At 57.7% G+C, this 17,639-nt stretch carries 18 protein-coding genes; 15 read left to right on the top strand and 3 right to left on the bottom strand.

The window, feature by feature from the left end; genetic code table 11:
* The first annotated feature begins 107 nt into the window (after nt 1–107).
* Complete coding sequence (locus BFV67_RS01290; RefSeq protein WP_008500087.1) at nt 108–467, top strand: DUF2500 domain-containing protein; 360 nt, start codon at nt 108–110, stop codon at nt 465–467.
* An 82-nt stretch (nt 468–549) separates the two neighbouring features.
* Here the strand turns inward: BFV67_RS01290 and BFV67_RS01295 are convergent, their stop codons facing one another.
* Nucleotides 550–831, bottom strand: a complete 282-nt coding sequence (locus BFV67_RS01295) for a DUF1145 family protein (RefSeq protein WP_008500088.1) — start codon at nt 829–831, stop codon at nt 550–552.
* Nucleotides 815–1,417: a 16S rRNA (guanine(966)-N(2))-methyltransferase gene (gene rsmD, locus BFV67_RS01300; RefSeq protein ID WP_008500089.1), complete on the bottom strand. Its 603-nt coding sequence runs from the start codon at nt 1,415–1,417 to the stop codon at nt 815–817. The genes BFV67_RS01295 and rsmD overlap by 17 nt, the downstream gene beginning before the upstream one ends.
* 127 nt (nt 1,418–1,544) lie before the next feature.
* Between rsmD and ftsY the strand changes: the two genes are divergently transcribed.
* The 6 genes from ftsY (at nt 1,545) to livJ (ending at nt 8,530) form a co-directional block, all read left to right on the top strand.
* A complete protein-coding gene (gene ftsY / locus BFV67_RS01305; RefSeq protein ID WP_039266986.1) occupies nt 1,545–3,005 on the top strand; it encodes a signal recognition particle-docking protein FtsY in 1,461 nt (486 codons plus the stop codon).
* 2 nt (nt 3,006–3,007) lie between these two features.
* Nucleotides 3,008–3,679: a cell division ATP-binding protein FtsE gene (gene ftsE, locus BFV67_RS01310; protein ID WP_008500091.1), complete on the top strand. Its 672-nt coding sequence runs from the start codon at nt 3,008–3,010 to the stop codon at nt 3,677–3,679.
* Nucleotides 3,666–4,721, top strand: coding sequence for a permease-like cell division protein FtsX (gene ftsX / locus BFV67_RS01315; protein WP_023326488.1), 1,056 nt, complete (start codon nt 3,666–3,668; stop codon nt 4,719–4,721). Before ftsE ends, ftsX begins: the two co-directional genes overlap by 14 nt.
* Before the next feature lie 251 nt (nt 4,722–4,972).
* Nucleotides 4,973–5,830 carry an RNA polymerase sigma factor RpoH gene (rpoH, locus tag BFV67_RS01325; protein ID WP_008500093.1) on the top strand — a complete coding sequence of 286 codons (858 nt, stop codon included), beginning with the start codon at nt 4,973–4,975 and terminating at the stop codon, nt 5,828–5,830.
* A 136-nt stretch (nt 5,831–5,966) separates the two neighbouring features.
* Nucleotides 5,967–7,232: a 4-aminobutyrate--2-oxoglutarate transaminase gene (locus BFV67_RS01330; RefSeq protein ID WP_069597757.1), complete on the top strand. Its 1,266-nt coding sequence runs from the start codon at nt 5,967–5,969 to the stop codon at nt 7,230–7,232.
* 197 nt (nt 7,233–7,429) lie between these two features.
* Nucleotides 7,430–8,530: a branched chain amino acid ABC transporter substrate-binding protein LivJ gene (gene livJ / locus BFV67_RS01335; RefSeq protein ID WP_072163886.1), complete on the top strand. Its 1,101-nt coding sequence runs from the start codon at nt 7,430–7,432 to the stop codon at nt 8,528–8,530.
* Between the two features lie 64 nt (nt 8,531–8,594).
* Here livJ and panM read toward each other — a convergent pair whose 3' ends face one another.
* Nucleotides 8,595–8,978, bottom strand: a complete 384-nt coding sequence (gene panM, locus BFV67_RS01340; protein WP_008500097.1) for an aspartate 1-decarboxylase autocleavage activator PanM — start codon at nt 8,976–8,978, stop codon at nt 8,595–8,597.
* Between the two features lie 424 nt (nt 8,979–9,402).
* Here panM and livK point away from each other — a divergent pair, with 424 nt between their 5' ends.
* The 8 genes from livK to ugpE all read left to right on the top strand — a co-directional run bounded on the left by livK (nt 9,403) and on the right by ugpE (nt 17,638).
* A complete protein-coding gene (gene livK, locus BFV67_RS01355) occupies nt 9,403–10,512 on the top strand; it encodes a high-affinity branched-chain amino acid ABC transporter substrate-binding protein LivK (protein WP_069597758.1) in 1,110 nt (369 codons plus the stop codon).
* Nucleotides 10,513–10,558: 46 nt separating this feature from the next.
* Nucleotides 10,559–11,485 (top strand): high-affinity branched-chain amino acid ABC transporter permease LivH, encoded by a 927-nt coding sequence (gene livH / locus BFV67_RS01360; protein ID WP_008500099.1) that lies wholly within the window; start codon nt 10,559–10,561, stop codon nt 11,483–11,485.
* Nucleotides 11,482–12,759 (top strand): branched chain amino acid ABC transporter permease LivM, encoded by a 1,278-nt coding sequence (livM, locus tag BFV67_RS01365; RefSeq protein ID WP_008500100.1) that lies wholly within the window; start codon nt 11,482–11,484, stop codon nt 12,757–12,759. The genes livH and livM overlap by 4 nt, the downstream gene beginning before the upstream one ends.
* Nucleotides 12,756–13,523, top strand: coding sequence for a high-affinity branched-chain amino acid ABC transporter ATP-binding protein LivG (gene livG / locus BFV67_RS01370; protein WP_008500101.1), 768 nt, complete (start codon nt 12,756–12,758; stop codon nt 13,521–13,523). The genes livM and livG overlap by 4 nt, the downstream gene beginning before the upstream one ends.
* Before the next feature lies 1 nt (nt 13,524).
* Complete coding sequence (gene livF, locus BFV67_RS01375; protein ID WP_008500102.1) at nt 13,525–14,238, top strand: high-affinity branched-chain amino acid ABC transporter ATP-binding protein LivF; 714 nt, start codon at nt 13,525–13,527, stop codon at nt 14,236–14,238.
* 247 nt (nt 14,239–14,485) lie between these two features.
* Complete coding sequence (ugpB, locus tag BFV67_RS01380) at nt 14,486–15,802, top strand: sn-glycerol-3-phosphate ABC transporter substrate-binding protein UgpB (RefSeq protein ID WP_008500103.1); 1,317 nt, start codon at nt 14,486–14,488, stop codon at nt 15,800–15,802.
* Nucleotides 15,803–15,908: 106 nt separating this feature from the next.
* A complete protein-coding gene (gene ugpA / locus BFV67_RS01385) occupies nt 15,909–16,796 on the top strand; it encodes a sn-glycerol-3-phosphate ABC transporter permease UgpA (protein WP_021242739.1) in 888 nt (295 codons plus the stop codon).
* The gene (ugpE, locus tag BFV67_RS01390; protein ID WP_013099125.1) at nt 16,793–17,638 is read left to right on the top strand and encodes a sn-glycerol-3-phosphate ABC transporter permease UgpE; all 846 of its coding nucleotides are present in this window, start codon (nt 16,793–16,795) and stop codon (nt 17,636–17,638) included. Before ugpA ends, ugpE begins: the two co-directional genes overlap by 4 nt.
* Nucleotide 17,639 lies beyond the last annotated feature (1 nt).

The following is a 17,639-nucleotide window of genomic DNA, read 5'->3' on the forward strand; positions in this document are numbered from 1 at the left end:
GTCTGAATAATCAGTTTCTGATCCAGTGTAGTGACGCGGGCGGGCGTTTGGCAATGCCGGGGAAGGCAGGGTATCCTGAATTCCGCATAATCTGATGGGATAGTTGAATGAGCAAGATGCCGCTGTTTTTCATTATCGTGGTGGCGATTATCGTCATTGCCGCCTCGTTCCGCTTCGTGCAGCAGCGCCGCGAGAAGGCGGATAACGATGCCGCGCCGCTGATGCAAAAGCGCGTGGTGGTGACGAACAAACGCGAAAAGCCGCTCAATGACCGCCGCTCGCGCCAGCAGCAGGTGACGCCTGCGGGCACAACAATGCGTTATGAAGCGAGCTTTAAGCCCGAAACGGGCGGCCTGGAGATGACCTTCCGCCTGGAGGCGCAGCAGTACCACCAGCTGACGGTGGGGGAAAAAGGAACGCTGAGTTACAAAGGATCGCGGTTTGAGGGGTTTGTTCCGGAGTTGTAACGCCGGGCGGCACTGCGTTTGCCCGGCCTACGTGGTTTCGTAGTCCCGGTAAGCGAAGCGCCACCGGGCGACTAAACGCACCTTACTTCTTCACCTGCGCCTTAAACTTCTTCATCCACACCAGCAGCTCAAACACGCCGAAAATAAACACGCGCAGCTGCTGCCAGCCCGTCATCTGCGGGCCATCTTTCGGCAGACCGTTTTTCAGCATCACCATCTGCAGGGCGTGCATGAACGAGGTGAAAATCAGCGCCACGTTAACGAAAATATTCATCGGGCGCGGGAACGGGTGCACCAGGTTGAGCAGCAAAAACGCCCAGACGCCCAGCATCAGCAGACGTCCCAGATTAATCAGTACCGGCATCGGATCCTCCTTGTGCCTGACGGTGATACAGACGATAAGCAACCTGACCTGCCACTTTTTCACGGTGCAGATCCCAGTGAGCGGGAACCGGCGGCAAACCGTTCTCCACTTCGCTTTCCACATAAATCAATGCGTCATCCGCCAGCCAGCCGTTTTGCTCCAGCAGGGATAACGTCTCTTCCAGCAGCCCCTTGCGGAACGGCGGGTCGACAAACACCACGGTGTGCGGCGTGCCCTTTTGCGCGAGGAAGCTCAGCGTGTTGGTGTTAACCACTTTCGCGTTGCTCGCTTTCAGCGTCGCCAGATTTTGCTGCAGCGTCTGCGCCACGCCGCGCTCCATCTCCAGCAGCGTGGCGCTGGCAGCATAGCGCGAAAGCGCTTCCAGCCCGAGCGCGCCGCTACCGGCGAAGCAGTCCAGGCAGCGGGCGTCTACCATTGACGGGGCCAGCCAGTTAAACAGCGTCTCGCGCACGCGGTCGGTAGTGGGGCGTAAACCGGGGCTGTCCGGCACCGGTAATTTCCGGCCTCGCCACTGACCGCCGATAATACGAATTTGACCGGCCGGGGCGCGGTTGGGTTTCTTCATCTCAGGAAAGCTCTGTTAACAATTGGCCTGCGATTGCGGGCGGTGATGTCAATTAAGTAAAGTGTTAGACTATTTCATCATTTTTTTAGCTTCCATGTATATAGCGCCGCGAGGAGTGTAGTCGCAGATGGCAAAACAAAAAAAACGTGGCTTCTTTTCCTGGCTGGGCTTCGGTGAAAAAGAGCAAGAAACAGAACAGAAAACCGAAGAGCAACAAGCCGTTGAAGAGCCATCGCAGCCTGAAACGCCAGTAGAAACCGCCGCGGTTGTCGATGCGGAAGAAACGGCGCACAGCAAAGAAGAGGTTGAAACCTTTGCTGAAGAGGTGGTTGAGGTCACTGAACAGGTTCAGGAGAGCGAGAAGCCAGAACCGGTTGTCGTAGAAGCCGCTATCGAAGCGCCACAGGCTGCTATCGAACACGAAGAGCTTCCGCTGCCGGAAGAGGTCAAAGACGAAGCGGTGTCTGCCGAAGAGTGGCAGGCCGAAGCGGAAACCGTTGAAATCGTTGAGGCGGTGGAAGAAGAAGCGGCGCTCGAGCCGGAGCTGACCGACGAAGAGCTGGAAGCCCAGGCGCTGGCGGCGGAAGCGGCTGAAGAAGCGGTCATCGTTGTGCCGGTAGAAGAGCAGGCCGAAGAAGAGATCGTTCAGGAGCAGGAAAAACCGACCAAAGAGGGTTTCTTCGCGCGCCTGAAGCGCAGCCTGCTTAAAACCAAAGAAAACTTAGGTTCCGGATTTATCAGTCTGTTCCGCGGCAAGAAGATCGACGACGATCTGTTTGAAGAGCTGGAAGAGCAGCTGCTGATTGCGGACGTTGGGGTGGAAACCACCCGTAAGATCATCACTAATCTGACCGAAGGGGCGAGCCGCAAGCAATTGCGTGACGCCGAAGCGCTGTACGGCCTGCTGAAAGACGAGATGGGTGAAATTCTCGCAAAAGTTGACGAACCGCTTAATATTGAAGGCAAAACGCCATTTGTTATTCTGATGGTCGGCGTGAACGGCGTGGGTAAAACCACCACCATCGGCAAGCTGGCGCGTCAGTTCGAGCAGCAGGGCAAATCGGTGATGCTGGCGGCGGGCGACACCTTCCGTGCGGCGGCGGTTGAGCAGCTGCAGGTCTGGGGCCAGCGCAACAACATCCCGGTGATTGCTCAGCATACCGGCGCGGATTCCGCATCCGTGATCTTTGACGCCATCCAGGCGGCGAAGGCGCGCAACGTGGACGTGCTGATTGCCGATACCGCAGGGCGTTTGCAGAACAAATCGCATCTGATGGAAGAGCTGAAGAAGATCGTTCGCGTCATGAAGAAGCTGGACGAAGACGCACCGCATGAAATTATGCTGACCATTGACGCCAGCACCGGACAGAACGCCATCAGCCAGGCGAAGCTGTTCCATGAAGCGGTAGGACTGACGGGGATCACGCTGACCAAACTGGACGGCACCGCGAAAGGCGGGGTGATCTTCTCCGTAGCCGACCAGTTCGGCATTCCTATCCGTTACATCGGTGTGGGCGAGCGTATTGAGGATTTACGTCCGTTTAAGGCGGACGACTTTATTGAGGCATTATTTGCCCGAGAGGACTAACAATGATTCGCTTTGAACACGTCAGCAAGGCCTATCTCGGTGGGAGACAAGCGCTGCAGGGGGTGACCTTCCACCTGCAGCCGGGCGAGATGGCATTCCTGACCGGCCATTCCGGCGCGGGGAAAAGTACCCTGCTCAAGCTTATCTGTGGGATCGAGCGGCCAAGCGCCGGAAAAATCTTTTTCAGCGGCCATGAGATCAGCCGTCTGAAAAACCGTGAGGTGCCGTTCCTGCGTCGTCAGATCGGCATGATTTTCCAGGATCACCACCTGCTGATGGATCGCACCGTTTTCGATAACGTGGCCATTCCGCTGATTATTGCCGGCGCCAGCTATGACGATATCCGCCGCCGCGTCTCTGCGGCGCTGGATAAGGTCGGGCTACTGGACAAAGCGAAGAACTTCCCGATCCAGCTCTCCGGCGGTGAACAGCAGCGCGTGGGTATCGCCCGCGCGGTGGTGAACAAGCCTGCCGTGCTGCTGGCGGATGAACCGACCGGTAACCTGGACGATGCCCTGTCAGAAGGGATTTTGCGTCTGTTTGAGGAGTTTAACCGCGTAGGGGTTACCGTATTGATGGCAACGCACGACATCGGGCTGATTTCCCGTCGTTCGTACCGCATGCTGACCCTGAGCGACGGGCATTTGCACGGAGGCCACGGTGAACAAGCGTGATGCAATAAACCAGATTCGGCAGTTCGGGAACCGGTTTGACCGTTTCCGTAAGCCGCAGGGCGGGGGTGACGGCAATCGTAATGCGCCGAAGCGCCAGAAGGCCGCGCCAAAACCGGCCTCCCGCAAAACCAACGTCTTTAACGAGCAGGTGCGCTACGCGTTCCACGGCGCGCTGCAGGACCTGAAAAGCAAACCGCTGGCGACGTTCCTGACGGTGATGGTGATTGCCATCTCCCTGACGCTGCCAAGCGTCTGCTACATGGTTTACAAGAACGTCAACCAGGCAGCGTCGCAGTATTATCCGTCTCCGCAGATCACGGTCTATCTGGATAAAGCGCTCGACGATAACGCGGCGGCGCAGGTGGTTGGGCAAATTCAGGCCGAGCAGGGCGTGGAGAAGGTCAACTATCTTTCACGTGAAGACGCGCTGGGCGAGTTCCGCAACTGGTCAGGCTTTGGCGGTGCGCTGGATATGCTTGAAGAGAACCCGCTGCCCGCCGTGGCGGTGGTGATCCCGAAGCTGGATTTCCAGGGGACCGATTCGCTTAACACCCTGCGCGATCGCATCACGCGCATTAAGGGCATTGATGAAGTGCGCATGGATGACAGCTGGTTTGCGCGTCTCGCTGCTCTGACCGGGCTGGTAGGCCGCGTCGCGGCGATGATTGGCGTGCTGATGGTGGCGGCGGTCTTCCTCGTCATCGGCAACAGCGTACGCCTCAGCATCTTCGCTCGTCGCGATACCATCAACGTGCAGAAACTGATTGGTGCGACGGATGGCTTCATCCTCCGACCGTTCCTTTACGGTGGCGCACTGCTCGGTTTTTCCGGCGCATTTCTTTCACTGATATTGTCAGAAATTTTGGTGATGCGGCTTTCCTCTGCCGTGACTGAAGTGGCGCAGGTTTTCGGAACCAAGTTTGATATCAGTGGTTTAGGGTTCGATGAGTGCCTGTTACTGCTGCTGGTGTGTTCGATGATTGGGTGGGTGGCAGCGTGGCTGGCAACCGTTCAACATTTACGTCACTTTACTCCCGACTAATAAAAGCGTGATATAATCTTTCCCTGCACCGAGATGTTCGCTCTGCAGGGAAAGCGTCCCTGTTGTCTCTTCCCCTGTTATCATCTCCATGTCACATTTTGTGCGTAATTTATTCACCTTTGCACCTGGAACTTGTGGATAAAATCACTGTCTGATAAAAGAGTGAATGCTAATCTCGTTGCTCAAACGCTTTGGCATGGTTGTTGCCTGACGGGGACAGCCTGGACCAGAAGAAACACTGAGAGGAATGAATGACCAAAGAAATGCAAACTTTAGCTTTAGCCCCTGTTGGTAACCTGGAATCCTATATCCGGGCTGCGAACACCTGGCCGATGTTAACGGCCGAGGAAGAAAAGGAGCTTGCTGAAAAGCTGCATTACCAGGGCGATCTGGAAGCAGCGAAAAAGCTGATCCTGTCTCACCTGCGCTTTGTTGTTCACATTGCTCGTAATTATGCGGGCTATGGCCTGCCGCAGGCGGACTTGATTCAGGAAGGTAACATCGGCCTGATGAAGGCTGTGCGTCGCTTTAACCCAGAAGTGGGGGTGCGACTGGTCTCCTTCGCCGTCCACTGGATCAAAGCAGAAATTCATGAATACGTGCTGCGCAACTGGCGTATCGTGAAAGTCGCCACGACAAAAGCGCAACGCAAACTGTTCTTCAACCTGCGTAAAACCAAGCAGCGTCTGGGCTGGTTCAATCAGGATGAAGTGGAAATGGTCGCGCGCGAGCTGGGCGTATCCAGCAAAGACGTGCGTGAGATGGAATCCCGTATGGCCGCGCAGGACATGACTTTTGACATGTCTTCCGACGACGACGCATCTGACAGCCAGCCGATGGCACCGGTTCTGTATCTGCAGGATAAAACCTCTAACTTTGCCGACGGCATCGAAGAGGACAACTGGGAAGATCAGGCCGCGAACAAGCTGAGCTATGCGATGGAAGGCCTCGACGAACGTAGCCAGGATATTATCCGAGCCCGCTGGCTGGACGAAGACAACAAGTCAACGCTGCAGGAGCTGGCCGACCGCTACGGCGTCTCTGCGGAACGTGTCCGTCAGCTTGAAAAGAACGCCATGAAGAAACTTCGCGCCGCTATCGAAGCGTAATTAACGCGAAGTACACCGAGAACCCCTGGATGAGAGTCTGGGGGTTTTGTTTTTTTAGCGCCCGCTCTGGCGAATTCCCTCCCCCTGGCAAACACTTACTGATGCGCTAAGCAGGCGACTTTCTCAGGGGGACAGGGTGAAAAACAACGAACTGAACGACCGGCGGTTACAGGCGACGCCGCGCGGCATCGGCGTGATGTGTAACTTCTATGCCGATAAAGCCGAAAACGCCACGGTGTGGGACGTGGAAGGCAATGAGTACATCGACTTCGCCGCCGGGATCGCGGTGCTGAATACCGGCCATCGCCATCCCAAAGTCATGTCCGCCATCGAAAAACAACTCCACGCGTTTACCCATACGGCCTACCAGATTGTGCCGTACGAAGGCTACGTGGCGCTTGCCGAGCGCATCAACCAGCGCGTGCCGATTGACGGCCCGGCCAAAACCGCGTTCTTCTCGACGGGGGCTGAGGCGGTCGAAAACGCGGTGAAAATTGCCCGCGCCTTTACCAAACGCCCCGGCCTTATCACCTTCGGCGGCGCGTTCCACGGCCGCACCTTTATGACCATGGCGCTGACCGGCAAAGTCGCGCCCTACAAGCTCGGCTTTGGACCTTTCCCCGGCTCGGTTTATCACGCCCAGTATCCGAATGAACTGCACGGCGTCAGCACCGCTGAGGCGTTAAAAAGCCTGGAACGTATCTTTAAAGCGGATATTGCCCCTGACCAGGTCGCGGCGATTATTCTCGAACCGGTTCAGGGAGAGGGTGGTTTCAACATCGCCCCGGCTGATTTTATGCAGGCGCTGCGCGCCCTGTGCGATACCCACGGCATTTTGCTGATTGCCGACGAGGTGCAAAGCGGTTTCGCCCGCACCGGCAAGCTGTTCTCGATGGAACATCACTGCGTGAAGCCCGATCTGATCACTATGGCGAAAAGCCTGGCGGGCGGGATGCCGCTCTCGGCGGTGTCGGGCCGTGCTGAAGTGATGGATGCCCCCGCGCCGGGTGGGCTGGGCGGTACCTATGCGGGTAACCCGCTGGCGATTGCGGCGGCGCACGCCGTGCTGGACGTGATTGACGAAGAGGATCTCTGCACGCGATCGGCGCATCTTGGCCATCACCTGGTGGAAGTGTTGAACAAGGCGAAGGAACATTGCCCGTATATCGCGGATATTCGCGCGCAGGGCTCGATGGTGGCGGTGGAGTTTAACGATCCGCAAACGGGTCAGCCTTCGCCGGAATTTACCCGCCAGGTGCAGGAGCGTGCATTGCAGGAAGGTCTGCTGCTTCTGAGCTGCGGCGTCTACGGCAACGTCATTCGTTTCCTCTATCCGCTGACGATTCCCGAAGTGCAGTTCCGTAAAGCGCTGGACATTATCTCCGCGTCGCTGACACGTTAAAGCCACATGCCCGGCGGAACTCTCTGCCGGGCTTATCATATATTCATTTCAAATTTGCTATTCCAAAATCATAAAAATGGGGTATGTTTTAGCAGAGTATGCTGAAAAAGCGCGAACAGCACACCTATAACTGAAATAAAGCGCTGCACAACAACATCACAACAATCGTAATAACCATAATAATGGGGAATCTCAGGATGAACATGAAGGGTAAAGCGTTACTGGCAGGATGTATCGCGTTGGCATTCAGCACCATGGCGCAGGCAGACATCAAAGTGGCTGTGGTTGGCGCCATGTCCGGTCCGGTAGCGCAGTACGGCGACCAGGAGTTTACTGGCGCAGAACAGGCGGTTGCAGACATTAACGCTAAGGGCGGTATCAAGGGCGAAAAACTGCAGATCGTAAAATATGATGATGCCTGTGACCCGAAACAGGCGGTCGCGGTCGCGAACAAAGTGGTGAACGACGGGATCAAATACGTTATCGGTCACCTGTGCTCTTCCTCTACCCAGCCGGCGTCTGACATCTACGAAGACGAAGGTATTCTGATGATCACCCCGGCGGCGACCGCACCAGAGCTGACCGCACGCGGTTACAAGCTGACTCTGCGCACCACCGGTCTGGACTCTGACCAGGGCCCAACCGCGGCGAAATACATCGTTGAAAAAGTGAAGCCGAAACGCATTGCCATTGTTCATGACAAGCAGCAGTACGGTGAAGGTCTGGCGCGTTCAGTGCAGGACAACCTTAAGAAAGCCAATGCCGACGTGGTGTTCTTCGACGGGATCACCGCCGGTGAGAAAGACTTCTCCACGCTGGTTGCGCGTCTGAAGAAAGAGAATATCGACTTTGTTTACTACGGCGGCTACCACCCGGAAATGGGCCAGATCCTGCGCCAGGCGCGCGCGGCCGGTCTGAAAACCCAGTTCATGGGCCCGGAAGGGGTGGCGAACGTTTCTCTGTCTAACATCGCGGGTGAATCCGCCGAAGGCCTGCTGGTGACCAAACCGAAGAACTACGACCAGGTGCCAGCGAACAAACCTATCGTAGATGCCATCAAGGCGAAGAAGCAGGATCCAAGCGGCGCGTTCGTCTGGACCACCTACGCAGCGCTGCAGTCTCTGCAGGCAGGTCTGAATCAGTCAGCCGATCCGGCTGAGATTGCCACCTGGCTGAAAGCCAACACGGTGGAAACCGTGATGGGGCCGCTCTCCTGGGACGCGAAGGGCGATCTGAAGGGCTTTGAGTTCGGCGTGTTTGACTGGCATGCTAACGGCACGGCAACTGACGCCAAATAATACCCTGGGAAAATGCGGTAGAAATTGTAGGCCGGGTAAGGCGCAGCCGCCACCCGGCTTTCTTTTAGCGCTTCTCCCACCCGCTCTCCTGCGCCGTAAACCCTAACGCCTGCATAAACGCCGCCATGACGCCGCGGTCTTCCACGCCCACGTCGGCCATCCACCATGAGGTCACGCCCGGGTTTTCGCGGAGCACTTCTTCAATTAAATACTGCCCCACGCCGCGACGGCGGGTCACGTCACGCACGCGCAGCGAGTCCAGCGCCCCTTCCGTGCCGCTCAGCGTTACGCGAACGGCGGCCAGAAGACGCTCGTTAAAGCGCGCGGCATAGATACGGTGATTTTCGTCGACGGCCAGCGACGAAGGGGAATATTCCGGCCAGATCTTGCCCAGGTCGATATGATCCTGGTCGCTAAAGGTCACCAGACGCACGATAGTCAGTTTCATTAGCTGCTTGTCCAAATCAAATTGAGTAGGGGCAGTGTACTCAATTTATTCGCTCAGCGGCTTCCTCTTTTTATCGCCGTTTGCCAGGTGATTAGTTTTTTGGCAGCGCGTTGGGCAGTTTGAAAACACATGGATCGAAAAATAAGCAGGATTTTAACCTGAATGGCAGTGATTTATTCGGCGCTTTGTACCGTTATTTTATGCTGCAAACTGCACTTTTATTTGTTTATCTCTGCCTGATTTCAGAATATTATCTTTGCTTAATCGCCTGAAAAATAGAGATTTTAGTCTGGTTTTTGACAAAAACCTGCGCTAAACCATTAAAGGCACTGGTAAAAATAGCGTTGTTCATTAAAAGTACAGAATGCTTTTTAACCATAATAAAACAAAATATAAACACGACATCACGAATGGGGATTCAGAGATGAAAAGGAACGCGAAGACGTTAATCGCGGGGATGGTCGCACTGTCGATCTCGCATGCCGCCATGGCGGAAGACATAAAAGTTGCGGTAGTGGGTGCGATGTCCGGCCCTGTTGCCCAGTGGGGTGACATGGAGTTCAACGGTGCGCGCCAGGCCATCAAAGACATCAACGCTAAGGGCGGCATCAAGGGCGACAAGCTGGTGGGCGTGGAGTATGACGACGCCTGCGATCCGAAACAGGCCGTCGCGGTCGCCAACAAAATCGTCAACGATGGCATCCAGTATGTGATCGGCCACCTGTGCTCATCGTCCACCCAGCCCGCGTCTGACATCTACGAAGACGAAGGCATTCTGATGATCACCCCTGGCGCCACTAACCCTGAGCTGACCCAGCGCGGCTACCAGCACATCATGCGCACCGCCGGTCTGGACTCCTCTCAGGGGCCTACCGCCGCCAAATACATCCTTGAAACCGTCAAGCCGCAGCGTATCGCCATTATTCATGACAAGCAGCAGTACGGCGAAGGCCTGGCGCGCTCCGTTCAGGACGGCCTGAAAAAAGGCGGCGCGAACATCGTCTTCTTCGACGGCATTACCGCCGGTGAGAAAGACTTCTCCGCGCTGATCGCCCGTCTGCAAAAAGAGAATATCGACTTTGTTTACTACGGCGGCTACTACCCGGAGATGGGGCAGATGCTGCGTCAGGCGCGCGCCACCGGTCTGAAAACTCAGTTTATGGGGCCAGAGGGTGTGGGCAATGCCTCCCTGTCCAACATCGCCGGGGATTCTGCCGAAGGCATGCTGGTGACGATGCCAAAACGCTATGACCAGGATCCGGCCAACAAGGCTATCGTGGATGCGCTCAAGGCGCAGAAGAAAGATCCGAGTGGTCCGTACGTCTGGATCACCTATGCCGCCATACAGTCTCTGGCCACCGCGCTGGATCGTACCGGCAGCAAAGAACCGCTGGATCTGGTGAAAGATTTAAAAGCACACGGGGCGAACACCGTGATTGGGCCGCTGAACTGGGATGAGAAAGGCGATCTGAAGGGATTTGAGTTTGGTGTCTTTAAGTGGCACGCCGACGGTTCGTCTTCGGCCGCCAAATAATTATCCCACCGCCCGGCATGACGGGCGGGTATAAAAAGGTTTGCATATGTCCGAGCAGTTTCTCTATTTCCTGCAGCAGATGTTTAACGGCGTCACGCTGGGAAGCACCTACGCGCTGATCGCCATCGGCTATACGATGGTTTACGGCATTATCGGCATGATCAACTTCGCCCACGGCGAGGTCTACATGATCGGTAGCTATGTCTCCTTTATGATTATCGCCGCCCTGATGATGATGGGCATCGACAGCAGCTGGCTGCTGGTCGCCGCCGGGTTTGTCGGCGCGATTGTGATTGCCAGCGCCTACGGCTGGAGCATCGAGCGCGTGGCCTATCGGCCGGTGCGCAGCTCCAAGCGTCTGATTGCACTGATTTCCGCCATCGGGATGTCGATCTTCCTGCAAAACTACGTCAGCCTGACCGAAGGCTCGCGCGACGTGGCGCTGCCAAGCCTGTTTAACGGCCAATGGATTGTGGGAGCCAGCGAAAACTTCGCGGCCTCTATCACTACCATGCAGCTGGTTATCTGGGTCGTGACCTTTATTGCGATGCTGGCCCTGACGCTGTTCATCCGCTACTCGCGGATGGGACGCGCCTGCCGCGCGTGCGCAGAAGACCTGAAGATGGCGAGCCTGCTCGGCATCAACACTGACCGCGTGATTGCCCTGACCTTCGTGATTGGCGCCGCGATGGCTGCCGTCGCAGGCGTGCTGCTCGGCCAGTTCTACGGCGTGATCAACCCGTACATCGGCTTTATGGCCGGGATGAAAGCTTTTACCGCGGCGGTGCTGGGCGGTATCGGCAGTATTCCGGGCGCGATGATTGGCGGCCTGATCCTGGGCGTGGCGGAAGCGCTCTCTTCGGCGTACCTGAGCACGGAATATAAAGACGTGGTGTCGTTTGCCCTGCTGATTCTGGTTCTGCTGGTCATGCCTACCGGTATTCTGGGCCGTCCGGAGGTAGAGAAAGTATGAAACCGATGCATTTTGCAATGGCGCTGCTCTCTGCCGCCATGTTCTTCGTGCTGGCGGGCGTCTTTATGGGCGTCCAGCTTGAGCTGAATGGCACCAAACTGGTGGTGGATACCGCCCCCGACATCCGCTGGCAGTGGGTGTTTATCGGTACCGCCGTGGTGTTCCTGTTCCAGCTGCTGCGTCCGCTGTTCCAGAAGTCGCTGAAAAACGTCTCCGGGCCGAAATTCGTCCTGCCGGCAATCGACGGGTCTACCGTTAAGCAGAAGCTGTTCCTCGTGGCGCTGCTGGTGGCTGCCGTGGCCTGGCCGTTCGTGGTGTCTCGTGGAACCGTGGATATCGCTACCCTGACCATGATCTACGTGATCCTCGGTCTCGGTCTGAACGTGGTGGTGGGGCTCTCAGGCCTGCTGGTGCTGGGCTACGGCGGCTTCTACGCCATCGGCGCCTACACCTTCGCGCTGCTGAACCACTATTACGGGCTCGGCTTCTGGACCTGCCTGCCGCTGGCAGGGCTGGTCTCTGCCGCCGCAGGCTTCCTGCTCGGTTTCCCGGTGCTGCGCCTGCGCGGTGACTACCTGGCGATTGTGACCTTAGGCTTCGGTGAAATCGTGCGTATCCTGCTGCTGAACAACACCGAAGTGACCGGCGGCCCGAACGGCATCAGCCAGATCCCGAAACCGACCTTCTTCGGCCTGGAGTTCAGCCGCACCGCCCGCGAAGGCGGCTGGGACACCTTCAGTAACTTCTTCGGCGTGAAGTATGACCCGTCCGACCGCGTCATCTGGCTCTATCTGGTGGCGCTGCTGCTGGTAGTGATCACCCTGTTCGTGATTAACCGCCTGCTGCGCATGCCGCTTGGCCGCGCGTGGGAAGCGCTGCGCGAAGATGAGATCGCCTGCCGCTCCCTGGGCCTGAACCCGACCCGCATCAAGCTGACCGCGTTTACCATCAGCGCCGCGTTTGCCGGTTTCGCCGGGACGCTGTTTGCCGCGCGTCAGGGCTTCGTCAGCCCGGAATCGTTCACCTTTGCCGAATCCGCCTTTGTGCTGGCGATTGTGGTGCTGGGCGGGATGGGCTCGCAGTTCGCCGTTATCCTGGCGGCCATCCTGCTGGTGGTCTCGCGCGAGCTGATGCGCGACTTTAACGAATACAGCATGTTAATGCTGGGTGGTTTGATGGTGCTGATGATGATCTGGCGTCCGCAGGGCTTGCTGCCGATGACCCGTCCACAGCTGAAGCTGAAGAACGGGCAAGCGAAAGGAGAACAGGCATGAGTCAGCCATTATTATCCGTTAACGGTCTGATGATGCGTTTTGGCGGCCTGCTGGCGGTCAACAACGTGAATCTGGATCTGCACAAGAAAGAGATTGTCTCCCTGATTGGCCCGAACGGTGCGGGGAAAACCACGGTCTTTAACTGCCTGACCGGCTTCTACAAGCCGACGGGCGGCACCATCATGCTGCGCGATCAGCATCTTGAAGGGCTGCCGGGCCAGCAGATTGCCCGCATGGGCGTGGTGCGTACCTTCCAGCACGTGCGTCTGTTCCGCGAGATGACGGTGATTGAGAACCTGCTGGTGGCGCAGCATCAGCAGCTGAAAACCGGGCTGTTCTCCGGCCTGCTGAAAACCCCAGCCTTCCGCCGCGCCCAGGATGAAGCGCTCGATCGCGCCGCCACCTGGCTCGACCGCATTGGCCTGCTGCAGCACGCCAACCGTCAGGCGAGCAACCTGGCCTACGGCGATCAGCGTCGCCTGGAGATTGTGCGCTGCATGGTGACGCAGCCGGAAATCCTCATGCTCGACGAACCGGCGGCAGGGCTCAACCCGAAAGAGACCAAAGAGCTGGACGAGCTGATTGCCGAACTGCGCGATCACCACGACACCACCATTCTGCTGATTGAGCATGACATGAAGCTGGTGATGGGCATTTCCGACCGTATCTACGTGGTCAACCAGGGCACGCCGCTGGCAAACGGCACGCCGGAAGAGATCCGCAACAACCCGGACGTGATCCGCGCATACCTGGGTGAGGCATAAGATGGAAAAAGCGATGTTAACGTTCGACAAGGTCAATGCGCACTACGGCAAGATCCAGGCGCTGCACGACGTCAGCCTGCATATCAACCAGGGTGAAATCGTCACCCTGATTGGCGCCAACGGCGCGGGTAAAACCACGCTGCTCGGCACCCTGTGCGGTGACCCGCGCGCCACCAGCGGGCGGATTGTGTTTGACGGCAAAGACATTACCGACTGGCAGACCGCCAGAATCATGCGCGAGGCGGTGGCGATTGTTCCGGAAGGGCGTCGCGTGTTCTCGCGTATGACGGTGGAAGAGAACCTGGCGATGGGCGGCTTCTTCGCCCACCGCGATGAATACCAGACCCGCATCAAGTGGGTGTACGAACTCTTCCCGCGCCTGTGGGAGCGTCGCATCCAGCGTGCAGGCACCATGTCAGGCGGTGAACAGCAGATGCTGGCGATCGGCCGCGCGCTGATGAGTCAGCCGCGCCTGCTGCTGCTGGATGAGCCGTCGCTCGGCCTGGCGCCGATCATCATCCAGCAGATCTTCGACACCATTGAGCAGCTGCGTAAAGAGGGGATGACCATCTTCCTCGTTGAGCAGAACGCCAACCAGGCGCTGAAGCTGGCTGACCGTGGCTACGTGCTGGAGAACGGCCGCGTGGTGCTTGAGGATACCGGAGACGCACTGCTGGCGAACGAAGCGGTGCGGAGCGCTTACCTGGGCGGCTGAGCCGTCTGTATCGCCCGGTGGCGCTGCGCTTACCGGGCCTACTGGGATCGACCAGGCCGGGTAAGGCGTAGCCGCCACCCGGCTTTTTTAACCACTACACCCCTTCACACAACCATCATCCCCCTGACCCTTTGCTGTCACTTATCTGTAAACAAACAGTTATTTTTCTGTCATTCGAGCATGTCATGTTACCTCGCGAGCATAAAACGCGTGATATCGCGCATCCGGCACAATAAGAGAGATGACAATGACATCGTTACGACACACAGCTTTGGGTCTGGCATTGGGTCTGGCTTTTGCGACGAACGCAATGGCTGTGACGACCATTCCGTTCTGGCATTCCATGGAAGGGGAGTTGGGTAAAGAAGTTGACTCCCTGGCGCAGCGTTTCAACGACACCCATCCGGATTACAAAATTGTGCCGGTGTACAAAGGTAACTACGAGCAGAGCCTGAGCGCGGGCATCGCCGCCTTCCGTACCGGCAACGCGCCTGCGCTGTTACAGGTTTATGAAGTGGGCACCGCCACCATGATGGCCTCCAAAGCCATCAAGCCGGTCTATGAAGTGTTCAAAGAAGCGGGTATTAACTTCGATGAATCCCAGTTCGTGCCAACCGTAGCGGGTTACTACACCGATTCCAAAACCGGACATCTGCTGTCTCAGCCGTTTAACAGCTCCACGCCGGTGCTGTACTACAACAAAGACGCCTTCAGGAAAGCCGGTTTAGACCCGGAGCAGCCGCCAAAAACCTGGCAGGACCTGGCCGAATACACCGCGAAGCTGAAAGCGGCGGGGATGAAGTGCGGCTACGCCAGCGGCTGGCAGGGCTGGATCCAGATTGAAAACTTCAGCGCCTGGCACGGCCTGCCGGTGGCGACCAAAAACAACGGCTTCGACGGCACCGATGCGGTACTGGAGTTCAACAAGCCGGAGCAGGTGAAGCACATTGCGCTGCTGGAAGAACTCAACAAGAAGGGCGACTTCAGCTACTTCGGGCGTAAAGACGAATCCACCGAGAAGTTCTACAACGGCGATTGCGCCATTACCACCGCCTCGTCCGGCTCGCTGGCGGATATCCGCCACTACGCCAAATTCAACTACGGCGTGGGCATGATGCCGTACGATGCCGACGTGAAGGGCGCGCCGCAGAACGCCATCATCGGCGGAGCGAGCCTGTGGGTGATGCAGGGTAAAGACAAGGGCACCTACAAAGGGGTGGCCGAGTTCCTCGACTTCCTGGCGAAGCCGGAAAACGCGGCCGAATGGCACCAGAAGACCGGCTACCTGCCGATCACCAAAGCCGCGTATGACCTGACCCGCGAGCAGGGCTTCTACAGTAAGAACCCGGGCGCGGATATCGCGACGCGTCAGATGCTGAACAAGCCGCCGTTGCCGTTCACCAAAGGCCTGCGTCTGGGCAACATGCCGCAGATCCGCACCATCGTGGATGAAGAGCTGGAAAGCGTCTGGACCGGGAAGAAAACGCCACAGCAGGCGCTGGATTCCGCGGTAGAGCGCGGGAATCAGCTGCTGCGCCGCTTTGAGCAGTCGACGAAATCGTAATCCGTGATTCGCCCGGTGGCGCTGCGCTTACCGGGCCTACGATGTGCCCCATGTAGGCCGGGTAAGGCGTAGCCGCCACCCGGCATTGCTCAGGAACCCAATCTCAATGTCATCATCCCGTCCGGTGTTCCGTTCCCGCTGGCTGCCGTACCTGTTGGTCGCGCCTCAGCTGGTCATCACCGTTATCTTCTTTATCTGGCCTGCGGGCGAAGCGCTGTGGTACTCGGTACAAAGCGTCGATCCGTTTGGGCTCTCCAGCCAGTTTGTCGGGCTGGACAACTTTACCGCGCTGTTCCATGACAGCTACTACCTGGACGCCTTCTGGACGACGATCAGGTTCAGCGCGCTGGTCACCGTCAGCGGCCTTGTCGCCTCGCTGTTTTTCGCCGCGCTGGTGGACTACGTGGTGCGCGGCAGTCGTATTTATCAGACCCTGATGCTGCTGCCGTACGCCGTGGCACCCGCCGTCGCCGCCGTACTGTGGATTTTCCTGTTTAACCCCGGTCGCGGGCTGATTACCCATTTCCTGGCAGAGTTCGGCTACGACTGGAACCACGCCCAGAACAGCGGTCAGGCCATGTTCCTGGTGGTGTTCGCCTCGGTGTGGAAGCAGATCAGCTACAACTTCCTGTTCTTCTTTGCCGCGCTGCAGTCCATCCCGCGCTCGCTGGTGGAGGCCGCCGCCATTGACGGGGCAGGGCCGATTCGTCGCTTCTTCAGGCTGTCGCTGCCGCTGATCGCCCCGGTGAGCTTTTTTCTGCTGGTGGTTAACCTCGTCTACGCCTTCTTCGACACCTTCCCGGTGATCGATGCGGCGACCGCAGGCGGTCCGGTGCAGGCGACCACCACGCTGATTTATAAAATCTACCGCGAAGGCTTCGCCGGGCTGGATCTCTCGGCCTCCGCCGCGCAGTCGGTGGTGCTGATGTTCCTCGTCATCATCCTCACGGTGGTGCAGTTCCGCTATGTTGAAAGTAAGGTGCGCTACCAATGATTGAGAACCGTCGCGGGCTGACGATTTTCAGCCACACCATGCTGATTCTGGGGATTATCGTCATCCTGTTTCCACTGTACGTGGCCTTTGTCGCCGCCACGCTGGACACCAAAGCGGTGTTCGACACGCCGATGACGCTGATCCCAGGCACGCATCTGTTCGAAAACATGAAGACCATCTGGACCCAGGGCGTGGGCGCCAACAGCGCGCCGTTCTGGCTGATGATGCTCAACAGCTTCATCATGGCGTTCGGCATTACGGTCGGCAAAATTACGGTGTCGATGCTCTCGGCCTTCGCCATCGTCTGGTTCCGCTTTCCGCTGCGCAACCTCTTTTTCTGGATGATTTTTATCACCCTGATGCTGCCGGTGGAGGTGCGTATCTTCCCGACGGTGGAAGTGATCGCCAACCTGAAGATGCTCGACAGCTACGCGGGCCTAACCCTGCCGCTGATGGCCTCGGCGACCGCCACCTTCCTGTTCCGCCAGTTCTTTATGACCCTGCCGGACGAGCTGATTGAAGCCGCGCGCATCGACGGCGCGTCGCCGATGCGCTTCTTCCGCGACATCGTGCTGCCGCTGTCGAAAACCAACCTTGCGGCGCTGTTTGTGATCACCTTTATCTACGGCTGGAACCAGTACCTGTGGCCGCTGCTGATTATTCAGGACGTCAATCTCGGCACCGCCGTGGCGGGCATCAAAGGCATGATTGCCACCGGCGAAGGCACCACCCTCTGGAACCAGGTGATGGCGGCGATGCTGCTCACCCTCATCCCACCCGTAGTCATTGTTTTAGCCATGCAGCGCGCGTTTGTCCGCGGCCTGGTCGATAGCGAGAAATAAG

Origin of the sequence: Enterobacter roggenkampii (genome assembly GCF_001729805.1) — a bacterium.
Lineage (GTDB): Bacteria > Pseudomonadota > Gammaproteobacteria > Enterobacterales > Enterobacteriaceae > Enterobacter > Enterobacter roggenkampii.

Excerpts from the sequence above, each read along its gene's own strand:
- BFV67_RS01290 (WP_008500087.1), top strand. The coding sequence starts at position 108 with ATGAGCAAGATGCCGCTGTTTTTCATTATCGTGGTGGCGATTATCGTC.
- BFV67_RS01295 (WP_008500088.1), bottom strand. The coding sequence starts at position 831 with ATGCCGGTACTGATTAATCTGGGACGTCTGCTGATGCTGGGCGTCTGG.
- rsmD (WP_008500089.1), bottom strand. The coding sequence starts at position 1,417 with ATGAAGAAACCCAACCGCGCCCCGGCCGGTCAAATTCGTATTATCGGC.
- ftsY (WP_039266986.1), top strand. The coding sequence starts at position 1,545 with ATGGCAAAACAAAAAAAACGTGGCTTCTTTTCCTGGCTGGGCTTCGGT.
- ftsE (WP_008500091.1), top strand. The coding sequence starts at position 3,008 with ATGATTCGCTTTGAACACGTCAGCAAGGCCTATCTCGGTGGGAGACAA.
- rpoH (WP_008500093.1), top strand. The coding sequence starts at position 4,973 with ATGACCAAAGAAATGCAAACTTTAGCTTTAGCCCCTGTTGGTAACCTG.
- livJ (WP_072163886.1), top strand. The coding sequence starts at position 7,430 with ATGAACATGAAGGGTAAAGCGTTACTGGCAGGATGTATCGCGTTGGCA.
- panM (WP_008500097.1), bottom strand. The coding sequence starts at position 8,978 with ATGAAACTGACTATCGTGCGTCTGGTGACCTTTAGCGACCAGGATCAT.
- livK (WP_069597758.1), top strand. The coding sequence starts at position 9,403 with ATGAAAAGGAACGCGAAGACGTTAATCGCGGGGATGGTCGCACTGTCG.
- livH (WP_008500099.1), top strand. The coding sequence starts at position 10,559 with ATGTCCGAGCAGTTTCTCTATTTCCTGCAGCAGATGTTTAACGGCGTC.
- livM (WP_008500100.1), top strand. The coding sequence starts at position 11,482 with ATGAAACCGATGCATTTTGCAATGGCGCTGCTCTCTGCCGCCATGTTC.
- livG (WP_008500101.1), top strand. The coding sequence starts at position 12,756 with ATGAGTCAGCCATTATTATCCGTTAACGGTCTGATGATGCGTTTTGGC.
- livF (WP_008500102.1), top strand. The coding sequence starts at position 13,525 with ATGGAAAAAGCGATGTTAACGTTCGACAAGGTCAATGCGCACTACGGC.
- ugpB (WP_008500103.1), top strand. The coding sequence starts at position 14,486 with ATGACATCGTTACGACACACAGCTTTGGGTCTGGCATTGGGTCTGGCT.
- ugpA (WP_021242739.1), top strand. The coding sequence starts at position 15,909 with ATGTCATCATCCCGTCCGGTGTTCCGTTCCCGCTGGCTGCCGTACCTG.
- ugpE (WP_013099125.1), top strand. The coding sequence starts at position 16,793 with ATGATTGAGAACCGTCGCGGGCTGACGATTTTCAGCCACACCATGCTG.